Source organism: Actinacidiphila acididurans (assembly GCF_016918855.1).
GTDB classification, from domain to species: Bacteria; Actinomycetota; Actinomycetes; order Streptomycetales; family Streptomycetaceae; genus Actinacidiphila; species Actinacidiphila acididurans.
On the sequence record NZ_JADKYB010000004.1, the window covers coordinates 367,652 to 386,199 of the forward strand.

25 protein-coding genes are annotated in these 18,548 nt (G+C 69.4%); 1 reads left to right on the forward strand and 24 read right to left on the reverse strand.

What is annotated here, in order from left to right:
- Positions 1 to 42: 42 nt before the first annotated feature.
- The 4 genes from glmM to ITX44_RS09405 form a co-directional block, all read right to left on the reverse strand.
- Positions 43 to 1,401, reverse strand: a complete 1,359-nt coding sequence (gene glmM, locus ITX44_RS09390) for a phosphoglucosamine mutase (protein ID WP_205356604.1) — start codon at positions 1,399 to 1,401, stop codon at positions 43 to 45.
- 296 nt (positions 1,402 to 1,697) lie between these two features.
- On the reverse strand, positions 1,698 to 2,213 hold the full coding sequence (gene rpsI, locus ITX44_RS09395) for a 30S ribosomal protein S9 (RefSeq protein WP_205356605.1): 516 nt from the start codon (positions 2,211 to 2,213) through the stop codon (positions 1,698 to 1,700).
- A 39-nt stretch (positions 2,214 to 2,252) separates the two neighbouring features.
- A complete protein-coding gene (gene rplM / locus ITX44_RS09400) occupies positions 2,253 to 2,696 on the reverse strand; it encodes a 50S ribosomal protein L13 (protein WP_205356606.1) in 444 nt (147 codons plus the stop codon).
- Positions 2,697 to 2,979: 283 nt separating this feature from the next.
- Positions 2,980 to 4,602 (reverse strand): ABC-F family ATP-binding cassette domain-containing protein, encoded by a 1,623-nt coding sequence (locus ITX44_RS09405; protein WP_205356607.1) that lies wholly within the window; start codon positions 4,600 to 4,602, stop codon positions 2,980 to 2,982.
- Between the two features lie 133 nt (positions 4,603 to 4,735).
- Here ITX44_RS09405 and ITX44_RS09410 point away from each other — a divergent pair, with 133 nt between their 5' ends.
- On the forward strand, positions 4,736 to 5,965 hold the full coding sequence (locus ITX44_RS09410; protein WP_205356608.1) for a hypothetical protein: 1,230 nt from the start codon (positions 4,736 to 4,738) through the stop codon (positions 5,963 to 5,965).
- 226 nt (positions 5,966 to 6,191) lie between these two features.
- Here ITX44_RS09410 and truA read toward each other — a convergent pair whose 3' ends face one another.
- From truA to rplX, 20 genes are all read right to left on the reverse strand, one after another.
- Positions 6,192 to 7,037: a tRNA pseudouridine(38-40) synthase TruA gene (gene truA, locus ITX44_RS09415; protein WP_205356609.1), complete on the reverse strand. Its 846-nt coding sequence runs from the start codon at positions 7,035 to 7,037 to the stop codon at positions 6,192 to 6,194.
- A 94-nt stretch (positions 7,038 to 7,131) separates the two neighbouring features.
- Positions 7,132 to 7,674 (reverse strand): 50S ribosomal protein L17, encoded by a 543-nt coding sequence (gene rplQ, locus ITX44_RS09420; RefSeq protein ID WP_205356610.1) that lies wholly within the window; start codon positions 7,672 to 7,674, stop codon positions 7,132 to 7,134.
- A 287-nt stretch (positions 7,675 to 7,961) separates the two neighbouring features.
- Positions 7,962 to 8,984, reverse strand: coding sequence for a DNA-directed RNA polymerase subunit alpha (locus ITX44_RS09425; RefSeq protein ID WP_031524756.1), 1,023 nt, complete (start codon positions 8,982 to 8,984; stop codon positions 7,962 to 7,964).
- A gap of 157 nt (positions 8,985 to 9,141) precedes the next feature.
- Entirely contained in the window at positions 9,142 to 9,768 is a 627-nt protein-coding gene (gene rpsD, locus ITX44_RS09430) for a 30S ribosomal protein S4 (RefSeq protein WP_205356611.1), read from the reverse strand.
- Positions 9,769 to 9,796: 28 nt separating this feature from the next.
- A complete protein-coding gene (gene rpsK / locus ITX44_RS09435) occupies positions 9,797 to 10,204 on the reverse strand; it encodes a 30S ribosomal protein S11 (RefSeq protein WP_205356612.1) in 408 nt (135 codons plus the stop codon).
- Positions 10,205 to 10,274: 70 nt separating this feature from the next.
- Entirely contained in the window at positions 10,275 to 10,655 is a 381-nt protein-coding gene (rpsM, locus tag ITX44_RS09440; protein WP_205356613.1) for a 30S ribosomal protein S13, read from the reverse strand.
- 210 nt (positions 10,656 to 10,865) lie between these two features.
- Positions 10,866 to 10,979: a 50S ribosomal protein L36 gene (gene rpmJ / locus ITX44_RS09445; protein ID WP_003956441.1), complete on the reverse strand. Its 114-nt coding sequence runs from the start codon at positions 10,977 to 10,979 to the stop codon at positions 10,866 to 10,868.
- 38 nt (positions 10,980 to 11,017) lie between these two features.
- Positions 11,018 to 11,239, reverse strand: a complete 222-nt coding sequence (gene infA / locus ITX44_RS09450) for a translation initiation factor IF-1 (protein ID WP_003956442.1) — start codon at positions 11,237 to 11,239, stop codon at positions 11,018 to 11,020.
- A gap of 181 nt (positions 11,240 to 11,420) precedes the next feature.
- Complete coding sequence (gene map / locus ITX44_RS09455; RefSeq protein ID WP_205356614.1) at positions 11,421 to 12,272, reverse strand: type I methionyl aminopeptidase; 852 nt, start codon at positions 12,270 to 12,272, stop codon at positions 11,421 to 11,423.
- A 107-nt stretch (positions 12,273 to 12,379) separates the two neighbouring features.
- Positions 12,380 to 13,042, reverse strand: coding sequence for an adenylate kinase (locus ITX44_RS09460; protein ID WP_205356615.1), 663 nt, complete (start codon positions 13,040 to 13,042; stop codon positions 12,380 to 12,382).
- Complete coding sequence (secY, locus tag ITX44_RS09465; RefSeq protein ID WP_205356616.1) at positions 13,042 to 14,358, reverse strand: preprotein translocase subunit SecY; 1,317 nt, start codon at positions 14,356 to 14,358, stop codon at positions 13,042 to 13,044. Before secY ends, ITX44_RS09460 begins: the two co-directional genes overlap by 1 nt.
- Before the next feature lie 304 nt (positions 14,359 to 14,662).
- Positions 14,663 to 15,115, reverse strand: coding sequence for a 50S ribosomal protein L15 (rplO, locus tag ITX44_RS09470; RefSeq protein ID WP_236060277.1), 453 nt, complete (start codon positions 15,113 to 15,115; stop codon positions 14,663 to 14,665).
- 2 nt (positions 15,116 to 15,117) lie between these two features.
- The gene (rpmD, locus tag ITX44_RS09475) at positions 15,118 to 15,300 is read right to left on the reverse strand and encodes a 50S ribosomal protein L30 (protein ID WP_205356617.1); all 183 of its coding nucleotides are present in this window, start codon (positions 15,298 to 15,300) and stop codon (positions 15,118 to 15,120) included.
- The gene (gene rpsE / locus ITX44_RS09480) at positions 15,300 to 15,905 is read right to left on the reverse strand and encodes a 30S ribosomal protein S5 (protein ID WP_205356618.1); all 606 of its coding nucleotides are present in this window, start codon (positions 15,903 to 15,905) and stop codon (positions 15,300 to 15,302) included. The genes rpmD and rpsE overlap by 1 nt, the downstream gene beginning before the upstream one ends.
- A gap of 92 nt (positions 15,906 to 15,997) precedes the next feature.
- Positions 15,998 to 16,381, reverse strand: a complete 384-nt coding sequence (gene rplR, locus ITX44_RS09485; protein WP_205356619.1) for a 50S ribosomal protein L18 — start codon at positions 16,379 to 16,381, stop codon at positions 15,998 to 16,000.
- Between the two features lie 2 nt (positions 16,382 to 16,383).
- On the reverse strand, positions 16,384 to 16,923 hold the full coding sequence (gene rplF, locus ITX44_RS09490; protein ID WP_205356620.1) for a 50S ribosomal protein L6: 540 nt from the start codon (positions 16,921 to 16,923) through the stop codon (positions 16,384 to 16,386).
- A gap of 19 nt (positions 16,924 to 16,942) precedes the next feature.
- A complete protein-coding gene (gene rpsH / locus ITX44_RS09495) occupies positions 16,943 to 17,341 on the reverse strand; it encodes a 30S ribosomal protein S8 (protein ID WP_205356621.1) in 399 nt (132 codons plus the stop codon).
- Between the two features lie 132 nt (positions 17,342 to 17,473).
- On the reverse strand, positions 17,474 to 17,659 hold the full coding sequence (locus ITX44_RS09500; protein ID WP_205356622.1) for a type Z 30S ribosomal protein S14: 186 nt from the start codon (positions 17,657 to 17,659) through the stop codon (positions 17,474 to 17,476).
- 3 nt (positions 17,660 to 17,662) lie between these two features.
- A complete protein-coding gene (gene rplE / locus ITX44_RS09505) occupies positions 17,663 to 18,223 on the reverse strand; it encodes a 50S ribosomal protein L5 (protein ID WP_205356623.1) in 561 nt (186 codons plus the stop codon).
- Entirely contained in the window at positions 18,223 to 18,546 is a 324-nt protein-coding gene (rplX, locus tag ITX44_RS09510; RefSeq protein WP_205356624.1) for a 50S ribosomal protein L24, read from the reverse strand. The genes rplE and rplX overlap by 1 nt, the downstream gene beginning before the upstream one ends.
- Positions 18,547 to 18,548: the final 2 nt, after the last annotated feature.

An 18,548-nucleotide genomic window follows, 5' to 3' on the forward strand; every position in this document is an offset into this window, starting at 1 on the left:
TCATCAGCGCACGCCCCCGGCCAGGTCAGGCCGGTGCCGACTTCAGCCGAGCGCCGACTTCACCACGTCCGCCAGCCGCTGCGCGACCGCCCGCGCGTGGTCGATGTCCGCGGCCTCGACCATGACCCGCACCAGCGGCTCGGTGCCGGAGGGCCGCAGCAGGACCCGGCCGGTGGCGCCGAGTTCCGCCTCGGCCTCGGCGACAGCGGCCGACAGCTCCGCAGAGGTGTTCACCCGGCTCTTGTCGACGTCGGGGACGTTGATCAGTACCTGCGGCAGCCGCTGCATGACGGCGGCGAGGTCGGCCAGCGAGCGGCCGGTGGCGGCGACCCGGGCGGCCAGCAGCAGGCCGGTGAGGGTGCCGTCGCCGGTGGTGGCGTGGTCGAGCACGATGACGTGGCCGGACTGCTCGCCGCCGAGCGCGTAGCCGTGCTCCTTCATGGCCTCCAGCACGTAGCGGTCGCCGACCGCGGTCTGCACCAGCCGGATGCCCTCGCGCTCCATCGCCAGCTTGAAGCCGAGGTTGGACATCACAGTGGCGACCACGGTGTTCTCCCGCAGCGCGCCGCGCTCGCGCAGCGCCAGGGCGATGATGGCCATGATCTGGTCGCCGTCGACCTCCTGGCCCGCACCGTCCACGGCCAGGCAGCGGTCGGCGTCGCCGTCGTGCGCGATGCCGAAGTCGGCGCCGTGCTCGACCACCGCGGCTTTCAGCAGGTCCAGGTGGGTGGAGCCGCAGCCGTCGTTGATGTTGAGCCCGTCGGGCTGGGCGCCGATGGTGACGACCTGGGCGCCGGCCCGGGAGAACGCCTCGGGCGAGACCCGGGAGGCCGCGCCGTGCGCCTCGTCCAGGACGATCTTCAGCCCGTCGAGCCGATTGGGCAGCACCCCGATGAGGTGGGCGACGTACTGGTCGAAGCCCTCGTCGTAGTCCTTGACGCGGCCGACACCGGCGCCGGTGGGACGGCTCCAGGGGGCGCCGGTGCGGTGCTCGGCGTAGACCGCCTCGATCCGGTCCTCCAGCTCGTCATCCAGCTTGTGGCCGCCGCGGGCCAGGAACTTGACGCCGTTGTCCGGCATGGCGTTGTGACTGGCCGAGAGCATCACGCCGAGGTCGGCACCCAGCGCGCCGGTGAGATACGCCACCGCCGGGGTGGGCAGCACACCGACCCGCAGGACGTCCACGCCCGCGCTGGCCAGACCCGCCACCACGGCGGCTTCCAGGAACTCGCCCGACGCCCGCGGGTCCCGCCCGACCACGGCCACCGGCCGGTGCCCGGCGAAGCTGCCGGCCTCGCCCAGCACGTGGGCCGCCGCGACGGACAGGCCCAGCGCCAGTTCGGCGGTGAGGTCGGCATTGGCGATTCCGCGCACCCCGTCGGTGCCGAAGAGTCGTCCCACTGGTGTTTCCTCCGATACGAGTGATACGAGGTGCCGGACAGGGCGCCGGTACGGCGTGCACGCCGGACCGGAATGACGGCCGGTGTTCGGATGTGGTGGTCGGCGTACGGCCGGTGCGGCTCGCCCGGGTCCGTACGCGTACGACGCAGATGGTCGTACAACCACAGATATACGCCTCTCGCCCGTCATGCGAACGCCCCGGAGGCATCGGTGTGCCTCCGGGGCGTTGACGGTGCCGGCGGACCGGTGGTGCCTGCCGGGCGGTCCCGGCTGTGCCGGGTGGCCGCCGGAGGCGATCAGCGCTTGCTGAACTGCGGCGCCTTGCGCGCCTTCTTCAGACCGGCCTTCTTCCGCTCGACCGCGCGGTCGTCACGGGTCAGGAAGCCGGCCTTCTTCAGCGGGCCGCGGTTGTTGTCCACGTCCGCCTCGTTGAGCGCACGGGCGACGCCCAGGCGCAGCGCACCGGCCTGGCCGGAGATGCCGCCGCCGCTGATCCGGGCGACGACGTCGTAACGACCGTCCAGCTCCAGGACCTTGAACGGCTCGTTGACTTCCTGCTGGTGCACCTTGTTGGGGAAGTAGCCCTCGAGGGTGCGGCCGTTGATCTTCCACTTGCCGCTGCCCGGGATGATCCGGACGCGGGCGATGGACCGCTTGCGGCGACCGGTGCCGGCGGCCGGCTGCGGGTCACCGAAGCGCGAGGCCAGGGACTCGGAGGTGTACTCCGACTCCACCGGCTCGGACTCGAAGGTCGTGATCTCCTCGTAGGACTCTTCGCCCTCGACGGGGGTCTCGGGAGTGGTCTCAGCCACGGATACTCCTAGATTCTTTCCGCTGCTCAGTGGCCGGGACTACTGCGCGACCTGGGTGATCTCGAACGGCACGGGCTGCTGCGCGGCGTGCGGGTGCTGGTCGCCCGCGTACACCTTGAGCTTGGTCAGCATCTGACGGCCCAGGGAGTTCTTCGGCAGCATGCCCTTGACGGCCTTCTCGACCGCCTTCTCCGGGCTCTTCTCCAGCAGCTCGTCGTAGCGGATCGAGCGCAGACCGCCGGGGTAGCCCGAGTGGCGGTAGGCCATCTTCTGGGTCTTCTTGTTGCCGCTCAGGTGCACCTTGTCGGCGTTGATGATGATGACGAAGTCACCGGTGTCGACGTGAGGGGCGTAGATCGGCTTGTGCTTGCCACGCAGGAGGGTGGCGGCCTGGGAGGCCAGGCGGCCCAGGACGACGTCCTGGGCGTCGATGACGTGCCATTGACGCTGGACGTCGCCGGGCTTGGGGCTGTACGTACGCACGGTCGTAGCCTTCGCTTCTTCTCAGAGTTCAGGGTCCTGACAAGGCCACCCAGACGACCACAACAGCCCGCGAGGACACGGCGACGCAACCGTGTTCCCTCCGCTGGTCATCGGCCCGGTGGACCGGCGTAAGGGCCCCTCGCGTGAGATAGAGCAAGCCAATACGCAGACGAACCGCAAGAATACCCGGCGGTGCGTTCGGGGGTCAAAACGCGTGGCCAGAACCCGCGCGCCCCCGGTGGGGGTACCTCCCAGGCCGAAGGCTCTGGGGGAGGGCAGGCCGTCACCGCTCCCGTTCCACCCGCCGCTCGTCCCACACCGGCCCGGGCGTCTCGCGGACCACGCCGTCGGCGCCGAACACCAGGAAGCGGTCGAAGGTGCGGGCGAACCAGCGGTCGTGCGTGACCGCGAGCACCGTGCCGTCGTACGACTCCAGGCCCTCCTGCAGCGCCTCCGCGCTCTCCAGGTCCAGGTTGTCGGTGGGCTCGTCCAACAGCAGCGCGGTGGTGCCGCCGAGTTCCAGCAGCAGGATCTGGAAGCGGGCCTGCTGGCCGCCGGAGAGCTTGTCGAAGGGCTGGTCGCCCTGCCGCTCCAGCTCGTAGCGGCGCAGCACCGACATCGCCCGTCCGCGGTCGCGCGCGTGCTCGGTCCACAGGAAGTCCACCAGCGTGCGGCCGGCCAGCTCCGGGTGCGCGTGCGTCTGCGCGAAGTGGCCCGGTACGACCCGGGCGCCCAGGGTGTACGAGCCGGTGTGCGCGACCGTCGTGTCACCGGCCAGCAGACGCAGGAAGTGCGACTTGCCGGAGCCGTTGGAGCCGAGCACCGCGACCCGCTCGCCGTAGAAGACCTCCAGGTCGAACGGCTTCATCAGGCCGGTCAGCTCCAGCGCGGCGCAGGTCACGGCACGCACCCCGGTACGGCCGCCCTTCAGCCGCATCCGGATGTCCTGCTCGCGCGGCGGCTCCTGCGGGGCGCCGGCCTCCTCGAACCGCCGCAGCCTGGTCTGCGCCGCGTGATAGCGGGAGGCCATGTCGGGGCTGATGGACGCCTGCTGCCGCAGCCGCAGCACCATCGCCTTGAGCTTCGCGTGCTCCTCGTCCCAGCGGCGGCGCAGCTCCTCGAAGCGGGCGAAGCGCTCGCGCCGGGCCTCGTGATAGGTGCCGAAGCCGCCGCCGTGCACCCAGACGGTGGTGCCGGCCGGGCCGGTCTCCAGGCTGACGATGCGCTGCGCGGCGCGCGAGAGCAGCTCCCGGTCGTGGCTGACGAACAGCACGGTCTTACGGGTCTGGGCGAGCTGCTCCTCCAGCCAGCGCTTGCCGGGGACGTCCAGATAGTTGTCCGGCTCGTCCAGCAGCAGCACCTGGTCCGGGCCGCGCAGCAGCGCCTCCAGCACCAGGCGTTTCTGCTCGCCGCCGGACAGGGTGCGCACCTCCCGCCACTGGGCGCGGTCGTACGGCACGCCCAGCGCGGCGGTCGTGCACATGTCCCACAGGATCTCCGACTCGTACCCGCCGGCCTCGGCCCATTCGCCGAGCGCTTCCGCGTACGCCATCTGCGCCGGCTCGTCGTCCTGCGCCATGATCGCCAGCTCGGCCGCGTCCACCGCGGCGGCCGCGGTCCTGATCCGCGGGTGCGAGACCGATACCAGCAGGTCACGGACGGTACGGTCGTCGCGGACGCTGCCCACGAACTGGGGCATCACGCCCAGTCCCCCGCTGCTCACCACGCTTCCGCCGTGCGGGGCCAGCTCCCCCGAGACCAGCCTGAGCAAGGTGGTCTTCCCCGCGCCGTTCGGGCCCACCAGCGCCACCACGGCGCCCTCCCCGACCCGGAACGAGACGTCACCGAGCAGCGCCCGGCCGTCCGGCAGGTAGTACTCGACGTGCGCGGCTTCCACATGGCCCATGCCCGGAATTGTCCCGGGCGCCAGGGTGCGGCCCAAATCCTTTTCCCGCACGTGGCCGCGGTCACAGTGGCGGCCGGCGCCGCTCCCGCCACTCCCGTACGGAGAAGCCACGTACGGCAATATGATGCGCGACATGACTGAAGGCCCCGGGCAGCAGCAGCCCCCGCAGGACCCCCGCTCCGGCTCGGCTCCGGCCGACGGCAGGCGCGAGGTACTGGAAGGGCGCGTCATCCCCTCGCGGGCGGCGCAGCAGCGCTCCGTACCGGACCCACGCCGGAGTCACGGCCCGCGGCAGGCCGGTGACTCCTCCTGGCAGCAGCAGTCGCCGCCGCAGCCGCCACAAGGACAGGGCGGCCCGAGCGGCCCTGGCGGACAGCAGAACCAGGGCGGGTACGGCCCCGGCGCCGGCGGACAGCAGCAGCCGCAGCCCGGCTACGGACCGCAGGGGGGCGCCCAGCAGCAGGGCGGCCCCGGATACGGCCAGCAGCCCCCGCAGGGCCCCGCGCCGTTCCCGCCGCAGGCCGCGGCCCCACGGACCGGACCGGGCCCCGCGGCACCGCCGGCGAGCGGCCCGGGCACGCCGGACTGGGGAGCCCTCGCCGAGGAGCAGGAGGCTTCGGGCGCACGACGGCGCAAGGTGATGATGCTCACCGGTGGCATCGTCGCGGTCGCGGTGATCGCCGGCGGTGTGGCCACCGCCGTGGTCATGTCCGGCAAGAGCTCGAACTCGGCGTCCGGCGGCCCCTCGGCGTCCGCGAGCGCGGCCAGCACGCAGCCGCTGCCGCCGGAGCCGTCCTTCAGCTCCGTGGCCCCGCCGCCGCCCGCGAACCCGCTGGACTACCTGGGCACCGCCGCCAAGGACAAGGCACCGCTGAGCCCGGCGACCCTCTTCCCGGGCAAGCAGTTCGTGATGGACGGCCGCCCCTACGTCCGGACCGCCGACGCCGTCACCGTCAGCTGCGCCGCCGGCGCCCGCGGCACCCTCGCCCAGGCCCTGCCCGCGAACGGCTGCCGCCGGCTGATCCGGGCCACCTACGTCAACGGCACGGTCGCCGTCACCATCGGCGTGGCCGTCTTCGACGACACCGCCCACGCGAAGAAGCTCCAGAAGGTCGCGCAGTACGTCGCCCCGCTCAACGGTGGCGGGGTCCGTGACTTCTGCCACGCCGTGGCCTGCCGGATGACCTCCAACGCGGTCGGTCGCTACGCGTATTTCGCGATCGCCGGGCTGAAGGACAACAAGACGATCACCGCGCAGGACACGGTGGCCCTGCAGGCGGCCAATGACGCGTCGAACTTTGCGTTCGAGCGGATCATTCAGCGGGGGCGGGACGCTGCTGCGGCTGATCCCGCGCGCAACTGACGGAGTGCCGTCACCCGGGAGTAGCTGAAGGGGCGCCGGGCTGTAGTTGATATGCGGCTGGCGCCGCCTGGGCGCGCTCAGCCACGGTGCGGCTGCACGTCGCCCCCGTCCCGAAGGGGCAGTTGCTGTCGTGTCCGGACCACCGGCTGCATGTGGTTGCTCGCGCTGGGGGCACCCCCGGACGGAGTCTGGGGGACCCCGCGCCCCTGATGGTTGCCCTACTTCCTCAAGGGCAACCGGGCAGCGTGCGGAGGTTCCGAGAAGCGAGGTTGCGGGCCGCGAGCTGGTCGTCCGGGGGGTAGCCGACCTCTTCCAGGGTGAGGCCGTGCGGGCGGACGACGTTGACCGCGGAGTGGCGGACGCGGCCGGCCAGGACTTCGCCGGGGAAGCCGGGGGGACGGTGCCCGTCGCCGACCAGGAGGAGGGCGCCGACGAGGGCGCGCACCATGTTGTGGCAGAAGGCGTCGGCTCGGACCGTGGCCACCGCTATGTCCCCGGCGGTGCGCTCCCAGCGCAGGTCGAGGAGGGTACGGATGGTGGTCGCGCCCTCGCGCTTCTTGCAGTAGGCGGCGAAGTCGTGCTCGCCGAGCAGCAGGTCGGCGGCGACGTTCATGGCGGCGACGTCCAGCGGCCGGTCGTGCCAGAGCACGTGCCCGCGCAGCAGCGGATCCACGCCGCCGGGGTGGTCGGCGACCCGGTAGGCGTAGCGGCGCCAGATGGCCGAGAAGCGGGCGTTGAAGCCCGGCGGGGCCTGGACCGCGCGCCACACCCGTACGTCCCAGGGCAGCCGTCCGGCCAGCCGCCGCCGCAGCCGATCCCGCTCCGCCGCCCAGACGGCCTCCGGCAGGTCCACGTGCGCCACCTGACCACGCGCGTGCACGCCCGCGTCGGTGCGGCCGGCGACGGTGAGCTCGACCGGTTCGTCCAGCCGCAGCACCGTACGGATGGCGTCCTCCAGCTCGCCCTGCACGGTCCGCCGCTCGCGCTGCCGGGCCCACCCGGAGAAGTCGGCCCCGTCGTACGAGAGGTCCAGCCGGACCCGGACGAATCCGGGGGCGGGGTCGTCGGTCACGTGCGTGTCGCTCCTCGGGGCAGTGCGATGAAAAGGCTGCGTGATGCGGAACGGGCCCGCACCCCCAGGGGTACGGGCCCGTCCACGGGCGCGCTCAGGCGTCCTTGGAGTCCTCGTCCGCGGGCGCGGCGTCCTCCGGCTCCTCGGCCGAAGCCTCGGGCTTCGCGTCCTCGATCGCCTCGTCCTTCTTGAGCTCGGCGACCGCCTCGTCACCGGCGCGGTCCTTGGCCGACCGCTTGGTGGCGGCCTCGGCCTCGCCGACCGCCGACTGCTGCACGGTCAGCGCCTCGACCAGCTCGATCACGGCCATCGGGGCGTTGTCGCCACGACGGTTGCCGATCTTGGTGATGCGGGTGTAGCCGCCGGGGCGGTTGGCGTACCGCGGGCCGATCTCGGTGAAGAGCGTGTGCACGATGCTCTTGTCCGTGATCGTCTGCAGCACCTGGCGACGGTTGTGGATGTCGCCCTTCTTCGCCTTGGTGATCAGGCGCTCCGCGACCGGGCGCAGCCGGCGGGCCTTCGCCTCGGTGGTGGTGATCCGTCCGTGCTCGAAGAGCGACTTCGCGAGGTTCGCGAGCAGCAGCTTCTCGTGGGCGGCGCTGCCGCCCAGACGGGGGCCCTTGGCGGGCTGAGGCATTTCCTTCTCCTTCTCGCTGCACCGGCCGTACCAGGTACCGATGTCAGTGCCGAGCCTGCGGGTGCGGGCCCGGAATTCTCTGCGGGTTCGCCGGGAGTGCCCCGAAGGGGCGCGAGGTCCCCCAGACTCCGTCCGGGGGTGCCCCCTGCGCGAGCAACCGGTCACCGGCCGGTGGTCCGGATGCGACAGCAATTGCCCCTTTGGGCCGGTAGCGACCCGCGGCCCGAAGTAGGGCTGGTCGCGCAGTTCCCCGCGCCCCTGACTACTCCGGGCTCACGCTATTCGATTCAGTACTGCTCGGTCTCGACGAAGCCGGCGTCCACGTCGTCGTCGGCGCCGAAGGCGTCAGCGGCAGCCGTGGGGTCGAATCCGGGCGGGCTGTCCTTGAGGGCGAGGCCCATGCCGGCGAGCTTGGCCTTGACCTCGTCGATGGACTTGGCGCCGAAGTTGCGGATGTCGAGCAGGTCCGCCTCGGAGCGGGCCACGAGCTCGCCCACCGAGTGGATGCCCTCGCGCTTGAGGCAGTTGTAGGAGCGGACGGTGAGTTCCAGCTCCTCGATCGGCAGCGCGAGGTCCGCGGCCAGGGCGGCGTCCGTGGGGGACGGGCCCATGTCGATGCCCTCGGCGTCGACGTTGAGCTCGCGGGCCAGTCCGAACAGCTCGACCAGGGTCTTGCCTGCCGACGCCATGGCGTCACGCGGCCGCATGGCCTGCTTGGTCTCGACGTCGACGATCAGCTTGTCGAAGTCGGTGCGCTGCTCGACACGGGTCGCCTCGACCTTGTAGGTGACCTTGAGTACGGGGCTGTAGATCGAGTCGACCGGGATCCGGCCGATCTCCTGGCCCTGCTGCTTGTTCTGCACCGCGGAGACGTAGCCGCGACCGCGCTCGACGGTCAGCTCCATCTCCAGCTTGCCCTTGGCGTTCAGGGTGGCCAGCACCAGGTCGGGGTTGTGCACCTCGACACCGGCCGGCGGCGCGATGTCGGCGGCGGTGACCACACCCGGGCCCTGCTTGCGCAGGTACATCACGACCGGCTCGTCGTGCTCCGAGGAGACGACGAGCTGCTTGATGTTGAGGATGAGGTCGGTGACGTCCTCCTTGACGCCCGGCACGGTGGTGAACTCGTGCAGGACCCCGTCGACCCGGATGGAGGTGACCGCGGCACCCGGGATCGAGGAGAGGAGCGTACGGCGCAGGGAGTTGCCGAGGGTGTAGCCGAAGCCCGGCTCCAGCGGCTCGATCACGAACCGGGAACGGAATTCGTCGACGACTTCCTCGGTCAACGAGGGTCGCTGAGCGATCAGCATGTGTTCGGTCCTTCAGTCGTGGGCGCCCGCTATTTGACGCCCCCAGTACTACGAGGGTACGGGCGGCACGGCCCGAGTCCATGACGGACCCGTGACGGCCGCACCGCCCGTGACCCGGAGTGCGGCGCCGGCCCCGGAGGGTGACGCCGTGCCCCGGTTACTTCGAGTAGAGCTCGACGATCAGCTGCTCCTGCACCTGGGTGTCGATCACCTGGCGCTCGGGCAGGCTGTGCACGAGGATCCGCAGGCGGGAGGCGTTCGCCTCGAGCCACGCCGGCACCGTCTTGTCGCCGGCCTCGCCCTGGGCGACCTGGAAGGGAACCAGGTTCCGGGAGGACTCGCGGACCTCGACGATGTCGTTCACGGCGACGCGGGCCGACGGGATGTCGGTCTTGCGGCCGTTGACGGTGATGTGACCGTGCCGGACGAGCTGCCGGGCGTGGTCGCGCGACTTGGCGAAGCCGGCCCGGTAGATCACGTTGTCGAGACGGGTCTCGAGGATGCGAAGCAGGTTCTCACCGGTCTTGCCGGTCTTCTGGTTCGCTTCCTTGTAGTAGTTCACGAACTGCTTCTCGAGGACACCGTAGATGCGCGCGCACTTCTGCTTCTCGCGCAGCTGGAGCAGGTACTCGCTGTCCTTGGTGCGGCCCCGTCCGTGCTCACCCGGGGGGTAAGGACGGATCTCGATCGGGCACTTAGCGCTCTCGCACTTGGCTCCCTTGAGGAAGAGCTTCTGCTTCTCCCGACGGCAACGCTTGCAGTCGGCCCCGGTGTAACGCGCCATGAGTCTCGTATCTCCTGTTTCAGCCTGGTCAGACGCGGCGGCGCTTGGGCGGGCGGCAGCCGTTGTGAGGGGTCGGGGTGACGTCCTGGATCGAGCCGACCTCGAGGCCGGTGGCCTGGAGGGAGCGGATCGCCGTCTCCCGGCCGGAGCCGGGGCCCTTGACGAAGACGTCAACCTTGCGCATGCCGTGCTCCTGCGCGCGGCGGGCGGCCGACTCGGCGGCCATCTGCGCGGCGAAGGGGGTGGACTTGCGCGAGCCCTTGAAGCCGACGTGGCCGGCGGAGGCCCAGGAGATCACGTTCCCCTGCGGGTCGGTGATCGAGACGATGGTGTTGTTGAACGTGCTCTTGATGTGGGCGTGCCCGTGCGCGACGTTCTTCTTTTCCTTGCGGCGCACCTTCTTGGCAGCGGTGCCCTGACGGCCCTTGGGCGGCATCTTTGTGCTATCTCCCAGGTGGAGGTGGTCGGTCCTGCGGCGAAGACCGCTGACGTGGTCCTGCTGCGGACTACTTCTTGCCCGGCTTCTTCTTGCCGGCGATCGCGCGACGCGGACCCTTGCGGGTGCGGGCGTTGGTGTGGGTGCGCTGGCCGTGCACCGGCAGGCCACGGCGGTGGCGCAGACCCTGGTAGCAGCCGATCTCGACCTTGCGGCGGATGTCGGCCTGGATCTCCCGGCGGAGGTCACCCTCGGTCTTGTAGTTCGTGTCCACGTACTCGCGCAGCTTGACGAGGTCTTCCTCGGTCAGGTCGCGGACGCGGATGTCGGGGTTGACACCGGTCTCCTTGAGCACCTGCTGGGACAGGGAGCGGCCGATGCCGAAGACGTAGGTGAGGGCGATCTCCACGCGCTTGTCGCGCGGGAGGTCAACGCCTGAAAGGCGTGCCATTCTGCTGGCTCCTGGTGGTTGCGGAGGTCTTCCACAGCACCGGCTCCCGACCGCCGTACCAGGTACGGACCGGGTCCCCGGCCTCCACCGGGGGTGTCATCGCCCTTGTACGAAACACGGTATGAACACCGTGCAGGGGATGGGTGCTGCGTATGTACGTGTGTGCGTCGCGCGGAGTTCTGCGAGTGCGGTGGCTCGGTCGGGGGTGCGTCAGCCCTGGCGCTGCTTGTGGCGCAGGTTGTCGCAGATGACCATGACCCGGCCGTGGCGGCGGATCACCTTGCACTTGTCGCAGATCTTCTTGACGCTCGGCTTGACCTTCATGGGACTGAGGTACTCCGGGTCGTTGGATCCACAGGGGGTTACTTGTACCGGTAGACGATCCGTCCGCGCGTCAGGTCGTACGGAGACAGCTCCACGACGACCCGGTCATCCGGGAGGATCCGGATGTAGTGCATCCGCATCTTGCCGCTGATGTGCGCGAGGACCTTGTGACCGTTCTGCAGCTCCACCTTGAACATCGCGTTCGGCAGAGACTCGATCACGGTGCCCTCGATCTCGATGGCGCCTTGCTTTTTGGCCATGTCCTGCTTTCGGGGATCGGCTACCGGGGTCGGCTCCGGACATGCCGGAAGACACGCGGGGCCGACGTATGAGTCTACGGCAAGGATCCTGCAAAGACGAATCGGGACCGGTTTCAACCGTCCTCGGGGCGGTCACCGGCCCGGTTCCGGGCTCCCCCGCCCTGGTCCGTGCCCGGCCGGCTCAGGCCAGCGGGTCCGGGGCGGCGGTGATCCCGTACTCGGCGAGCTTGGCCCGGCCGCCGTCGGGGGCGGTCAGCACCAGCGGGCCCTGGTCGGTGAGGGCGATCGAGTGCTCCCAGTGGGCGGCCCAGGAGGAGTCGACGGTCTTGACGGTCCACTCGTCGGACATCACGTGGGTGGCGGGCGAGCCGAGGGTGACCATCGGCTCGATGGCCAGGCACACCCCGGGCACCAGCTTGATGCCGCGGCCGCGCTTCTTGCTGACGTAGTTCAGCAGGTGCGGGTCCATGTGCATCTGGGTGCCGATGCCGTGGCCGCCGTACTCCTCGACGATGCCGTACTTCCCGGAGCCGTGCTGACCGGCGGCGGGGCGCGGCTGGCGGCGGATGTACGACTCGATGGCCCGGGAGATGTCCTCCAGCCGGTTGCCCTTGCGGAACGCGGCGATGCCGGCCCACATGGACTCCTCGGTGACTCGGCTCAGCTCGTGCAGCTCGGGAGCGTGCCCGCTGCCGACGAAGCAGGTGAAGGCCGCGTCGCCGTGCCAGCCGTCCACGATGGCGCCGGCGTCCACCGAGATGATGTCGCCGTCCTTGAGCACCGTCTCCCGGTCCGGGATGCCGTGCACGACCACGTCGTTCACCGAGGTGCAGATGGTGGCGGGGAAGCCGCCGTAGCCGAGGAAATTGGGCTTGGCGCCGTGGTCGGCCAGCACCTTGGCCGCGACCTCGTCCAGGTCCTTGGTGGTGGCGCCGGGCACCGCGGCCGCGCGGGTTGCCTGGTGGATGGCCGCGACCACCAGCCCGGCCGCGCGCATCCTGGCGATCTGGTCCGGGGTCTTGATCTCCACCATCGCGGCTGTCGCCCTCCTCTGCGGTGCGTGTACATGCCTGTTCAACGATACGGCCGTGGCGCCCACCCGGGCACCACGGCCGATTGCGATACCGATACGCGCGCCGGCTAGCGCTCGCCGCCGTCGCTGCGCAGCGCCTCCATGGCGCGTTGCGTCACCTCGTGCACGGGACCCAGCGCGGAGATGGTCACGACCAGGCCCTGCTGCTTGTAGTAGTCGATGATCGGCTCGGTCTCGCGGTGGTAGACCTCCAGCCGGTTGCGCACCTTGTCCTCGGCGTCGTCGGTGCGCTGGTACAGCTCCCCGCCGCACTCGTCGCACACGCCGTCCACCTGGGGCTTCTTGTACTCCACGTGGAAGGTGTGCGCGCTGTTGTTGCGGCAGGTGCGGCGGCCGGCGATCCGCTTGACCACCTCGTCCTCGGGGACCTCCAGGTCGAGCACGCCGTCCAGCGCGATGCCCTTGCCGGTCAGGTACGCGTCCAGCGCGCGGGCCTGGTGGTCGTTGCGCGGGAAGCCGTCCAGCAGGAAGCCCTCGGCGGCGTCGGCCTGGTCCAGCCGGTCCTCCGCCATGCCGATGGTGACCTCGTCCGGCACCAGATTGCCGGCGTCCATATAGGCTTTCGCCTTTTTGCCCAGTTCGGTGCCCTGCACGATGTTGGCGCGGAACAGGTCTCCCGTGGAAATGTGCGGGATGGACAGGTTCTTGGCGAGGAACGCGGCCTGCGTACCCTTGCCGGCGCCGGGGGGCCCGACCAGGACGATGCGCATCAGCGGAGGAACCCTTCGTAATTGCGCTGCTGGAGTTGGCTCTCGATCTGCTTCACGGTCTCCAGACCCACACCCACGATGATCAGGATGCTGGTGCCGCCCAGCGGGAAGTTCTGGTTGCTTCCGTTGAAGACCGCGATGGCGACCGTGGGTACCAGAGCGATCAGACCCAGGTACAGCGACCCCGGCCAGGTGATCCGGTTGAGCACGTAGCTCAGGTACTCGGCCGTGGGCCGGCCGGCCCGGATACCGGGGATGAAGCCTCCGTACTTCTTCATATTATCCGCGACTTCCTCGGGGTTGAACGAGATGGCCACGTAGAAGAAGGCGAAGAAGACGATCAGCAGGAAGTACGCCAGCATATAGACCGGGTGGTCGCCCTTGGTGAAGTTCCGGCTGATCCACTGGGCCCATGGCGCCGTGGAGCCGGAGAACTGGACCACCAGCGCCGGGATGTACAACAGCGACGAGGCGAAGATGACCGGGATCACACCGGCCTGGTTGACCTTGAGTGGAATGTACGTCGAGGTACCGCCGTACGAGCGACGGCCGATCATGCGCTTGGCGTATTGGACCGGGATGCGCCGTTGGGCCTGTTCGACGAACACCACCAGGCCGACCATCGCCAGACCCACCGCGATGACCGCGAGGAACTCCACCCAGCCGCCGGCGATGGTGCCGGACACCTTGATCGCCCACAGCGAGCCGGGGAAGCCGGCCGCGATGGCGACGAACATCAGGATCGACATGCCGTTGCCGATGCCGCGGTCGGTGATCAGCTCACCGAGCCACATGATCACCACGGTGCCGGCGGTCATGGTGGTGACCATCGTGATCGTGGTGAAGATCGACTGGTTCGGGACGATGTCGAACCGGTTGGAGCAGCTGGAGAACAGGCTGCCGGAGCGGGCGGTGGCCACCAGGCCGGTGCCCTGGAGCACCGCGAGCGCCACCGTCAGGTACCGGGTGTACTGGGTGATCTTGGTCTGCCCGGCCTGGCCCTCCTTCTTCAGGGCTTCCAGGCGCGGGATCACCACCGTCAGCAGCTGCAGGATGATGCTCGCCGTGATGTACGGCATGATCCCCAGCGCGAAGATGGTGAGCTGGAGCAGCGCGCCGCCGCTGAACATGTTCACGAGACCGAAGAGGCTGTTGCTCCCCTTGGTCTCCTTGATGCACTGATTGACCACCGTGTAGTCGATGCCGGGCACCGGGACATGGGCGCCGAGGCGGTAGACCACCACGATGCTCAGCGTGAACAGCAGCTTTTTGCGCAGGTCGGGCGTCCTGAACGCCCGGGCGAACGCGGTGAGCACGGTGCCTCCTGCAGCCCCCGCGTCACCGCGGAGAGGTCTCTGAGGTATCTGACTGATGGCAGTGTCCGCCACTTTACCGGCGAGGCGGCCCCAGTAGGAATGACCAGCCACGCAGGGAAAATCACAGGAACGAACAGGAACAACGACCGGGGATGCCCTGAAGGTGCTGGGCATCCCCGGTCGGGTGAGTCCGCCGACCCCGTTCCGGGCCCCCGGAAGGGGCCCGAAACGGGGCCTGACGTGCTCGGACGTACTACGGCGGACTGCGGCGAGCTGCTCCTGGCCTGCGGCGGGTGCCGCGGACTCAGACCAGCTCGGTGACGCTGCCGCCGGCGGCGGTGATCTTCTCCTTGGCGGACCCGGAGACCGCGTCCACGGTCACCTGGAGCGCCACGGAGACCTCGCCGGTGCCCAGCACCTTGACGAGCTGGTTCTTGCGCACGGCACCCTTGGCGACCAGGTCTGCCACGGTGACCTCGCCGCCCTCGGGGTAGAGGGTCGCGAGCTTGTCCAGGTTGACCACCTGGTACTCGGTGCGGAACGGGTTCTTGAAGCCCTTGAGCTTGGGCAGCCGCATGTGCAGCGGCATCTGCCCACCCTCGAAGCGCTCCGGCACCTGGTAGCGGGCCTTGGTGCCCTTGGTGCCGCGACCGGCCGTCTTGCCCTTGGACGCCTCACCACGACCGACACGGGTCTTGGCGGTCTTGGCGCCCGGGGCCGGACGGAGGTTGTGGATCTTGATCGGGCTGTCAGCCATGATCAGTCGACCTCCTCGACCGTGACCAGGTGGCGGACGGCACGGACCATGCCGCGGATCTCCGGACGGTCCTCCTTGACCACCACGTCGTGCAGCCGCTTCAGGCCGAGCGAACGCAGGGTGTCACGGTGGTTCTGCTTGCTGCCGATGTAGGACTTGGTCTGGGTGACCTTCAGGCGCGCCATCAGACACCCACCCCGGCACGCGCGCGCAGCAGGGCCGCGGGCGCGACGTCCTCGAGCGGCAGACCGCGGCGGGCGGCGATCTCCTCGGGCCGCTGCAGGCCCTGGAGCGCGGCCACCGTGGCGTGCACGATGTTGATCGCGTTGTCCGAGCCGAGGCTCTTGGACAGCACGTCGTGGATGCCCGCGCACTCCAGCACGGCACGCACCGGGCCACCGGCGATCACGCCGGTACCCGGGGAAGCCGGCTTGAGCAGCACGACGCCCGCGGCCTTCTCGCCCTGGATCGGGTGCGGGATGGTGCCCTGGATGCGGGGGACCTTGAAGAAGTGCTTCTTGGCCTCCTCCACACCCTTGGCGATGGCGGCCGGCACCTCCTTGGCCTTGCCGTAACCGACACCGACGGTGCCGTCACCGTCGCCCACCACGACAAGCGCGGTGAAGCTGAAGCGACGACCACCCTTCACAACTTTGGCGACGCGGTTGATCGCGACGACCCGCTCGACATAGGCGGTCTTCTCGGCCTGCTGGCCGCTGTCCCGCCGGTCCTTGCGGTCCCGTCGCTCGCCGCCACCGGCACCGCTGCCGCGGCGCTGGGGTCCAGCCATGGGAATTACCTCTCCGTTTTTTCGACGATTCTCCGCTGGTTACGCAGCGACTGGCTGCGCAGCAGCCTTCGGTCGCTGCCCCGACGGGCGACTCAGAACTTCAGACCGGCTTCCCGGGCGGCGTCCGCGAGGACGGCGATGCGCCCCGCGTACTGGTTGCCGCCACGGTCGAACACGACGGCCTCGATGCCCTTGGCCTTCGCCCGCTCGGCGACCAGCGTGCCGACCTGCTTCGCCTTGGCGCTCTTGTCGCCCTCGGTGCCCCGGATGGAGGTGTCGAGGGTCGAGGCGGAGGCCAGGGTGTGGCCGGCCAGGTCGTCGATGACCTGCGCCGTGATGCCGCGGTTGGAACGCGTCACGACCAGGCGCGGACGCTCGGCCGTTCCGTTGACGCGCTTGCGGACCCGGATGTGCCGGCGCTTGAGCGCCGCGTTCTTGTACGCCTTGCCCTTGGCGATCTTGACGCCGTATGCCATGGCTACTTACCCGCCTTTCCGACCTTGCGGCGGATGACTTCGCCGGCGTACTTGACGCCCTTCGCCTTGTACGGGTCGGGCTTGCGCAGCTTGCGGAGATTCGCCGCCACCTCGCCGACCTTCTGCTTGTCGATGCCCTCGACCGAGAAGTGCGTCGGGTTCTCCACCTTGAAGGTGATGCCCTCCGGCGCCTCGATGAGGATCGGGTGGCTGTAGCCCAGGGCGAACTCCAGGGCGGTGCCCTTGGCCTGGACGCGGTAGCCGACACCGCTGATCTCGAGCTGCTTGCTGTAGCCCGCGGTCACGCCGGTGATCATGTTCGCCACCAGCGTGCGCGACAGGCCGTGCAGGGCCTTCGACTCACGCTCGTCGTTGGGGCGGGTGACCAGCAGGGTGCCGTCCTCGCCCTTGGCGATCTCGATCGGCGCGACGACGGTGTGGGTCAGGCTCCCCTTGGGGCCCTTCACCGCAACCGTTCGGCCGTCGATGGTGACGTCCACTCCGGCGGGAACCGAGATGGGCAGCTTGCCGATGCGCGACATTGCTCTTTCTCCTTCCCGGTTACCAGACGTAGGCGAGGACTTCCCCACCCACGCCCTTCTTCTGCGCCTGCTGGCCGGTGAGCAGCCCGTGCGACGTGGAGATGATCGCCACGCCGAGGCCGCCGAGCACCTTCGGCAGGTTGGTGGACTTTGCGTAGACCCGAAGACCCGGCTTGCTGATCCGCTTGATGCCGGCGATCGAGCGCTCGCGGTTGGGGCCGAACTTCAGCTCGAGGACGAGGTTCTTGCCGACCTCGGCTTCCTCGACCTTCCAGCCGGTGATGTAACCCTCCTGCTGGAGGATCTCCGCGATGTGCGACTTGATCTTGCTGAACGGCATCGTCACGTCGTCGTGGTACGCCGAATTCGCGTTCCGCAGACGGGTCAGCATGTCTGCGATGGGGTCGGTCATGGTCATGTGGTGGCCCTGGGCCTCTCTCGCCGGGGTTTCCTGTCTGCTCCGTCCCTCTCCCCCGGTCGGGCCGGGAGCGGGTGTGGTGCGGGGACCTACGGCGTAGTAGTTCGGATCCTGATGTCCCGGTGCGGGGTCTTACCAGGAGCTCTTGGTCACGCCCGGCAGTTCTCCGCGGTGCGCCATCTCACGCAGGCACACCCGGCACAGGCCGAACTTGCGGTACACGGAGTGCGGCCGGCCGCACCGCTGGCAGCGGTTGTAGGCGCGCACACCGAACTTGGGCTTGCGGGCGGCCTTCGCGATGAGAGCCTTCTTCGCCACGGCTCACGCCTCCTTGAACGGGAAGCCGAGGTGACGAAGCAGGGCCCGGCCCTCGGCGTCGTTGGTCGCCGTGGTGACCACGGTGATGTCCATACCCCGGACCCGGTCGATCTTGTCCTGGTCGATCTCGTGGAAGACGACCTGCTCGGTCAGTCCGAAGGTGTAGTTGCCCCGGCCGTCGAACTGCTTGGGGGACAGCCCGCGGAAGTCGCGGATCCGCGGCAGCGCGAGCGACAGCAGCCGGTCGAGGAACTCCCACATCCGGTCGCCGCGCAGCGTGACGTGCGCACCGATCGGCTGGCCCTCGCGCAGCTTGAACTGCGCGATGGACTTGCGGGCCCGAGTGACCTGCGGCTTCTGGCCGGTGATGGTGGCCAGGTCGCGGATCGCACCCTCGATCAGCTTGGAGTCGCGGGCGGCGTCGCCCACACCCATGTTGACCACGATCTTGGTCAGGCCGGGAATCTGCATGACGTTCTCGTAGCGGAACTCGTCACGCATCTTGCCCGCGATCTCTTCGCGGTAGCGCGCCTTGAGGCGCGGAATCGTGGTGGTGGCAGTCATCAGATGTCCTCACCGGTCCGCTTGGCAACGCGGATCTTGTTGCCGTTGTCGTCGAAGCGGTAGCCGACGCGGGTCACGACCTTCTTGCCGTCCTTCTCCACGACGAGCTGAACGTTGCTCACGTGGATGGGGGCCTCGGTGGTGACGATGCCGCCGGTCTGGGTACCACGATCGGTCTGGCCGGTCTTGGTGTGCTTCTTGACCCGGTTGACACCCTCGACCAGAACCCGGTCCTCGCGGGGGTAGGCCACGATGACCTTGCCCTGCTTGCCCTTGTCCTTACCGGTGATGACCTGGACCAGGTCGCCCTTCTTGATCTTCATCG

What these genes read in the sequence shown, in the direction of transcription:
- rpsM (WP_205356613.1), bottom strand. Translation starts at nt 10,655, where the DNA reads ATGGCACGCCTTTCAGGCGTTGACCTCCCGCGCGACAAGCGCGTGGAG.
- rpmD (WP_205356617.1), bottom strand. Translation starts at nt 15,300, where the DNA reads ATGGCGCGCCTGAAGGTCACCCAGACCAAGTCCTACATCGGCAGCAAG.
- rplE (WP_205356623.1), bottom strand. Translation starts at nt 18,223, where the DNA reads ATGACTGCCACCACCACGATTCCGCGCCTCAAGGCGCGCTACCGCGAA.
- rplX (WP_205356624.1), bottom strand. Translation starts at nt 18,546, where the DNA reads ATGAAGATCAAGAAGGGCGACCTGGTCCAGGTCATCACCGGTAAGGAC.
- rplO (WP_236060277.1), bottom strand. Translation starts at nt 15,115, where the DNA reads ATGGCTGACAGCCCGATCAAGATCCACAACCTCCGTCCGGCCCCGGGC.
- rpsE (WP_205356618.1), bottom strand. Translation starts at nt 15,905, where the DNA reads ATGGCTGGACCCCAGCGCCGCGGCAGCGGTGCCGGTGGCGGCGAGCGA.
- ITX44_RS09405 (WP_205356607.1), bottom strand. Translation starts at nt 4,602, where the DNA reads ATGGGCCATGTGGAAGCCGCGCACGTCGAGTACTACCTGCCGGACGGC.
- rplQ (WP_205356610.1), bottom strand. Translation starts at nt 7,674, where the DNA reads ATGCCTCAGCCCGCCAAGGGCCCCCGTCTGGGCGGCAGCGCCGCCCAC.
- rplR (WP_205356619.1), bottom strand. Translation starts at nt 16,381, where the DNA reads ATGGCATACGGCGTCAAGATCGCCAAGGGCAAGGCGTACAAGAACGCG.
- ITX44_RS09425 (WP_031524756.1), bottom strand. Translation starts at nt 8,984, where the DNA reads ATGCTGATCGCTCAGCGACCCTCGTTGACCGAGGAAGTCGTCGACGAA.
- rpmJ (WP_003956441.1), bottom strand. Translation starts at nt 10,979, where the DNA reads ATGAAGGTCAAGCCGAGCGTCAAGAAGATCTGCGACAAGTGCAAGGTG.
- rpsK (WP_205356612.1), bottom strand. Translation starts at nt 10,204, where the DNA reads ATGCCGCCCAAGGGCCGTCAGGGCACCGCTGCCAAGAAGGTGCGCCGC.
- rpsH (WP_205356621.1), bottom strand. Translation starts at nt 17,341, where the DNA reads ATGACCATGACCGACCCCATCGCAGACATGCTGACCCGTCTGCGGAAC.
- map (WP_205356614.1), bottom strand. Translation starts at nt 12,272, where the DNA reads ATGGTGGAGATCAAGACCCCGGACCAGATCGCCAGGATGCGCGCGGCC.
- rplF (WP_205356620.1), bottom strand. Translation starts at nt 16,923, where the DNA reads ATGTCGCGCATCGGCAAGCTGCCCATCTCGGTTCCCGCCGGAGTGGAC.
- infA (WP_003956442.1), bottom strand. Translation starts at nt 11,239, where the DNA reads ATGGCCAAAAAGCAAGGCGCCATCGAGATCGAGGGCACCGTGATCGAG.
- ITX44_RS09460 (WP_205356615.1), bottom strand. Translation starts at nt 13,042, where the DNA reads ATGCGCATCGTCCTGGTCGGGCCCCCCGGCGCCGGCAAGGGTACGCAG.
- ITX44_RS09410 (WP_205356608.1), top strand. Translation starts at nt 4,736, where the DNA reads ATGACTGAAGGCCCCGGGCAGCAGCAGCCCCCGCAGGACCCCCGCTCC.
- rpsD (WP_205356611.1), bottom strand. Translation starts at nt 9,768, where the DNA reads ATGGCGCGTTACACCGGGGCCGACTGCAAGCGTTGCCGTCGGGAGAAG.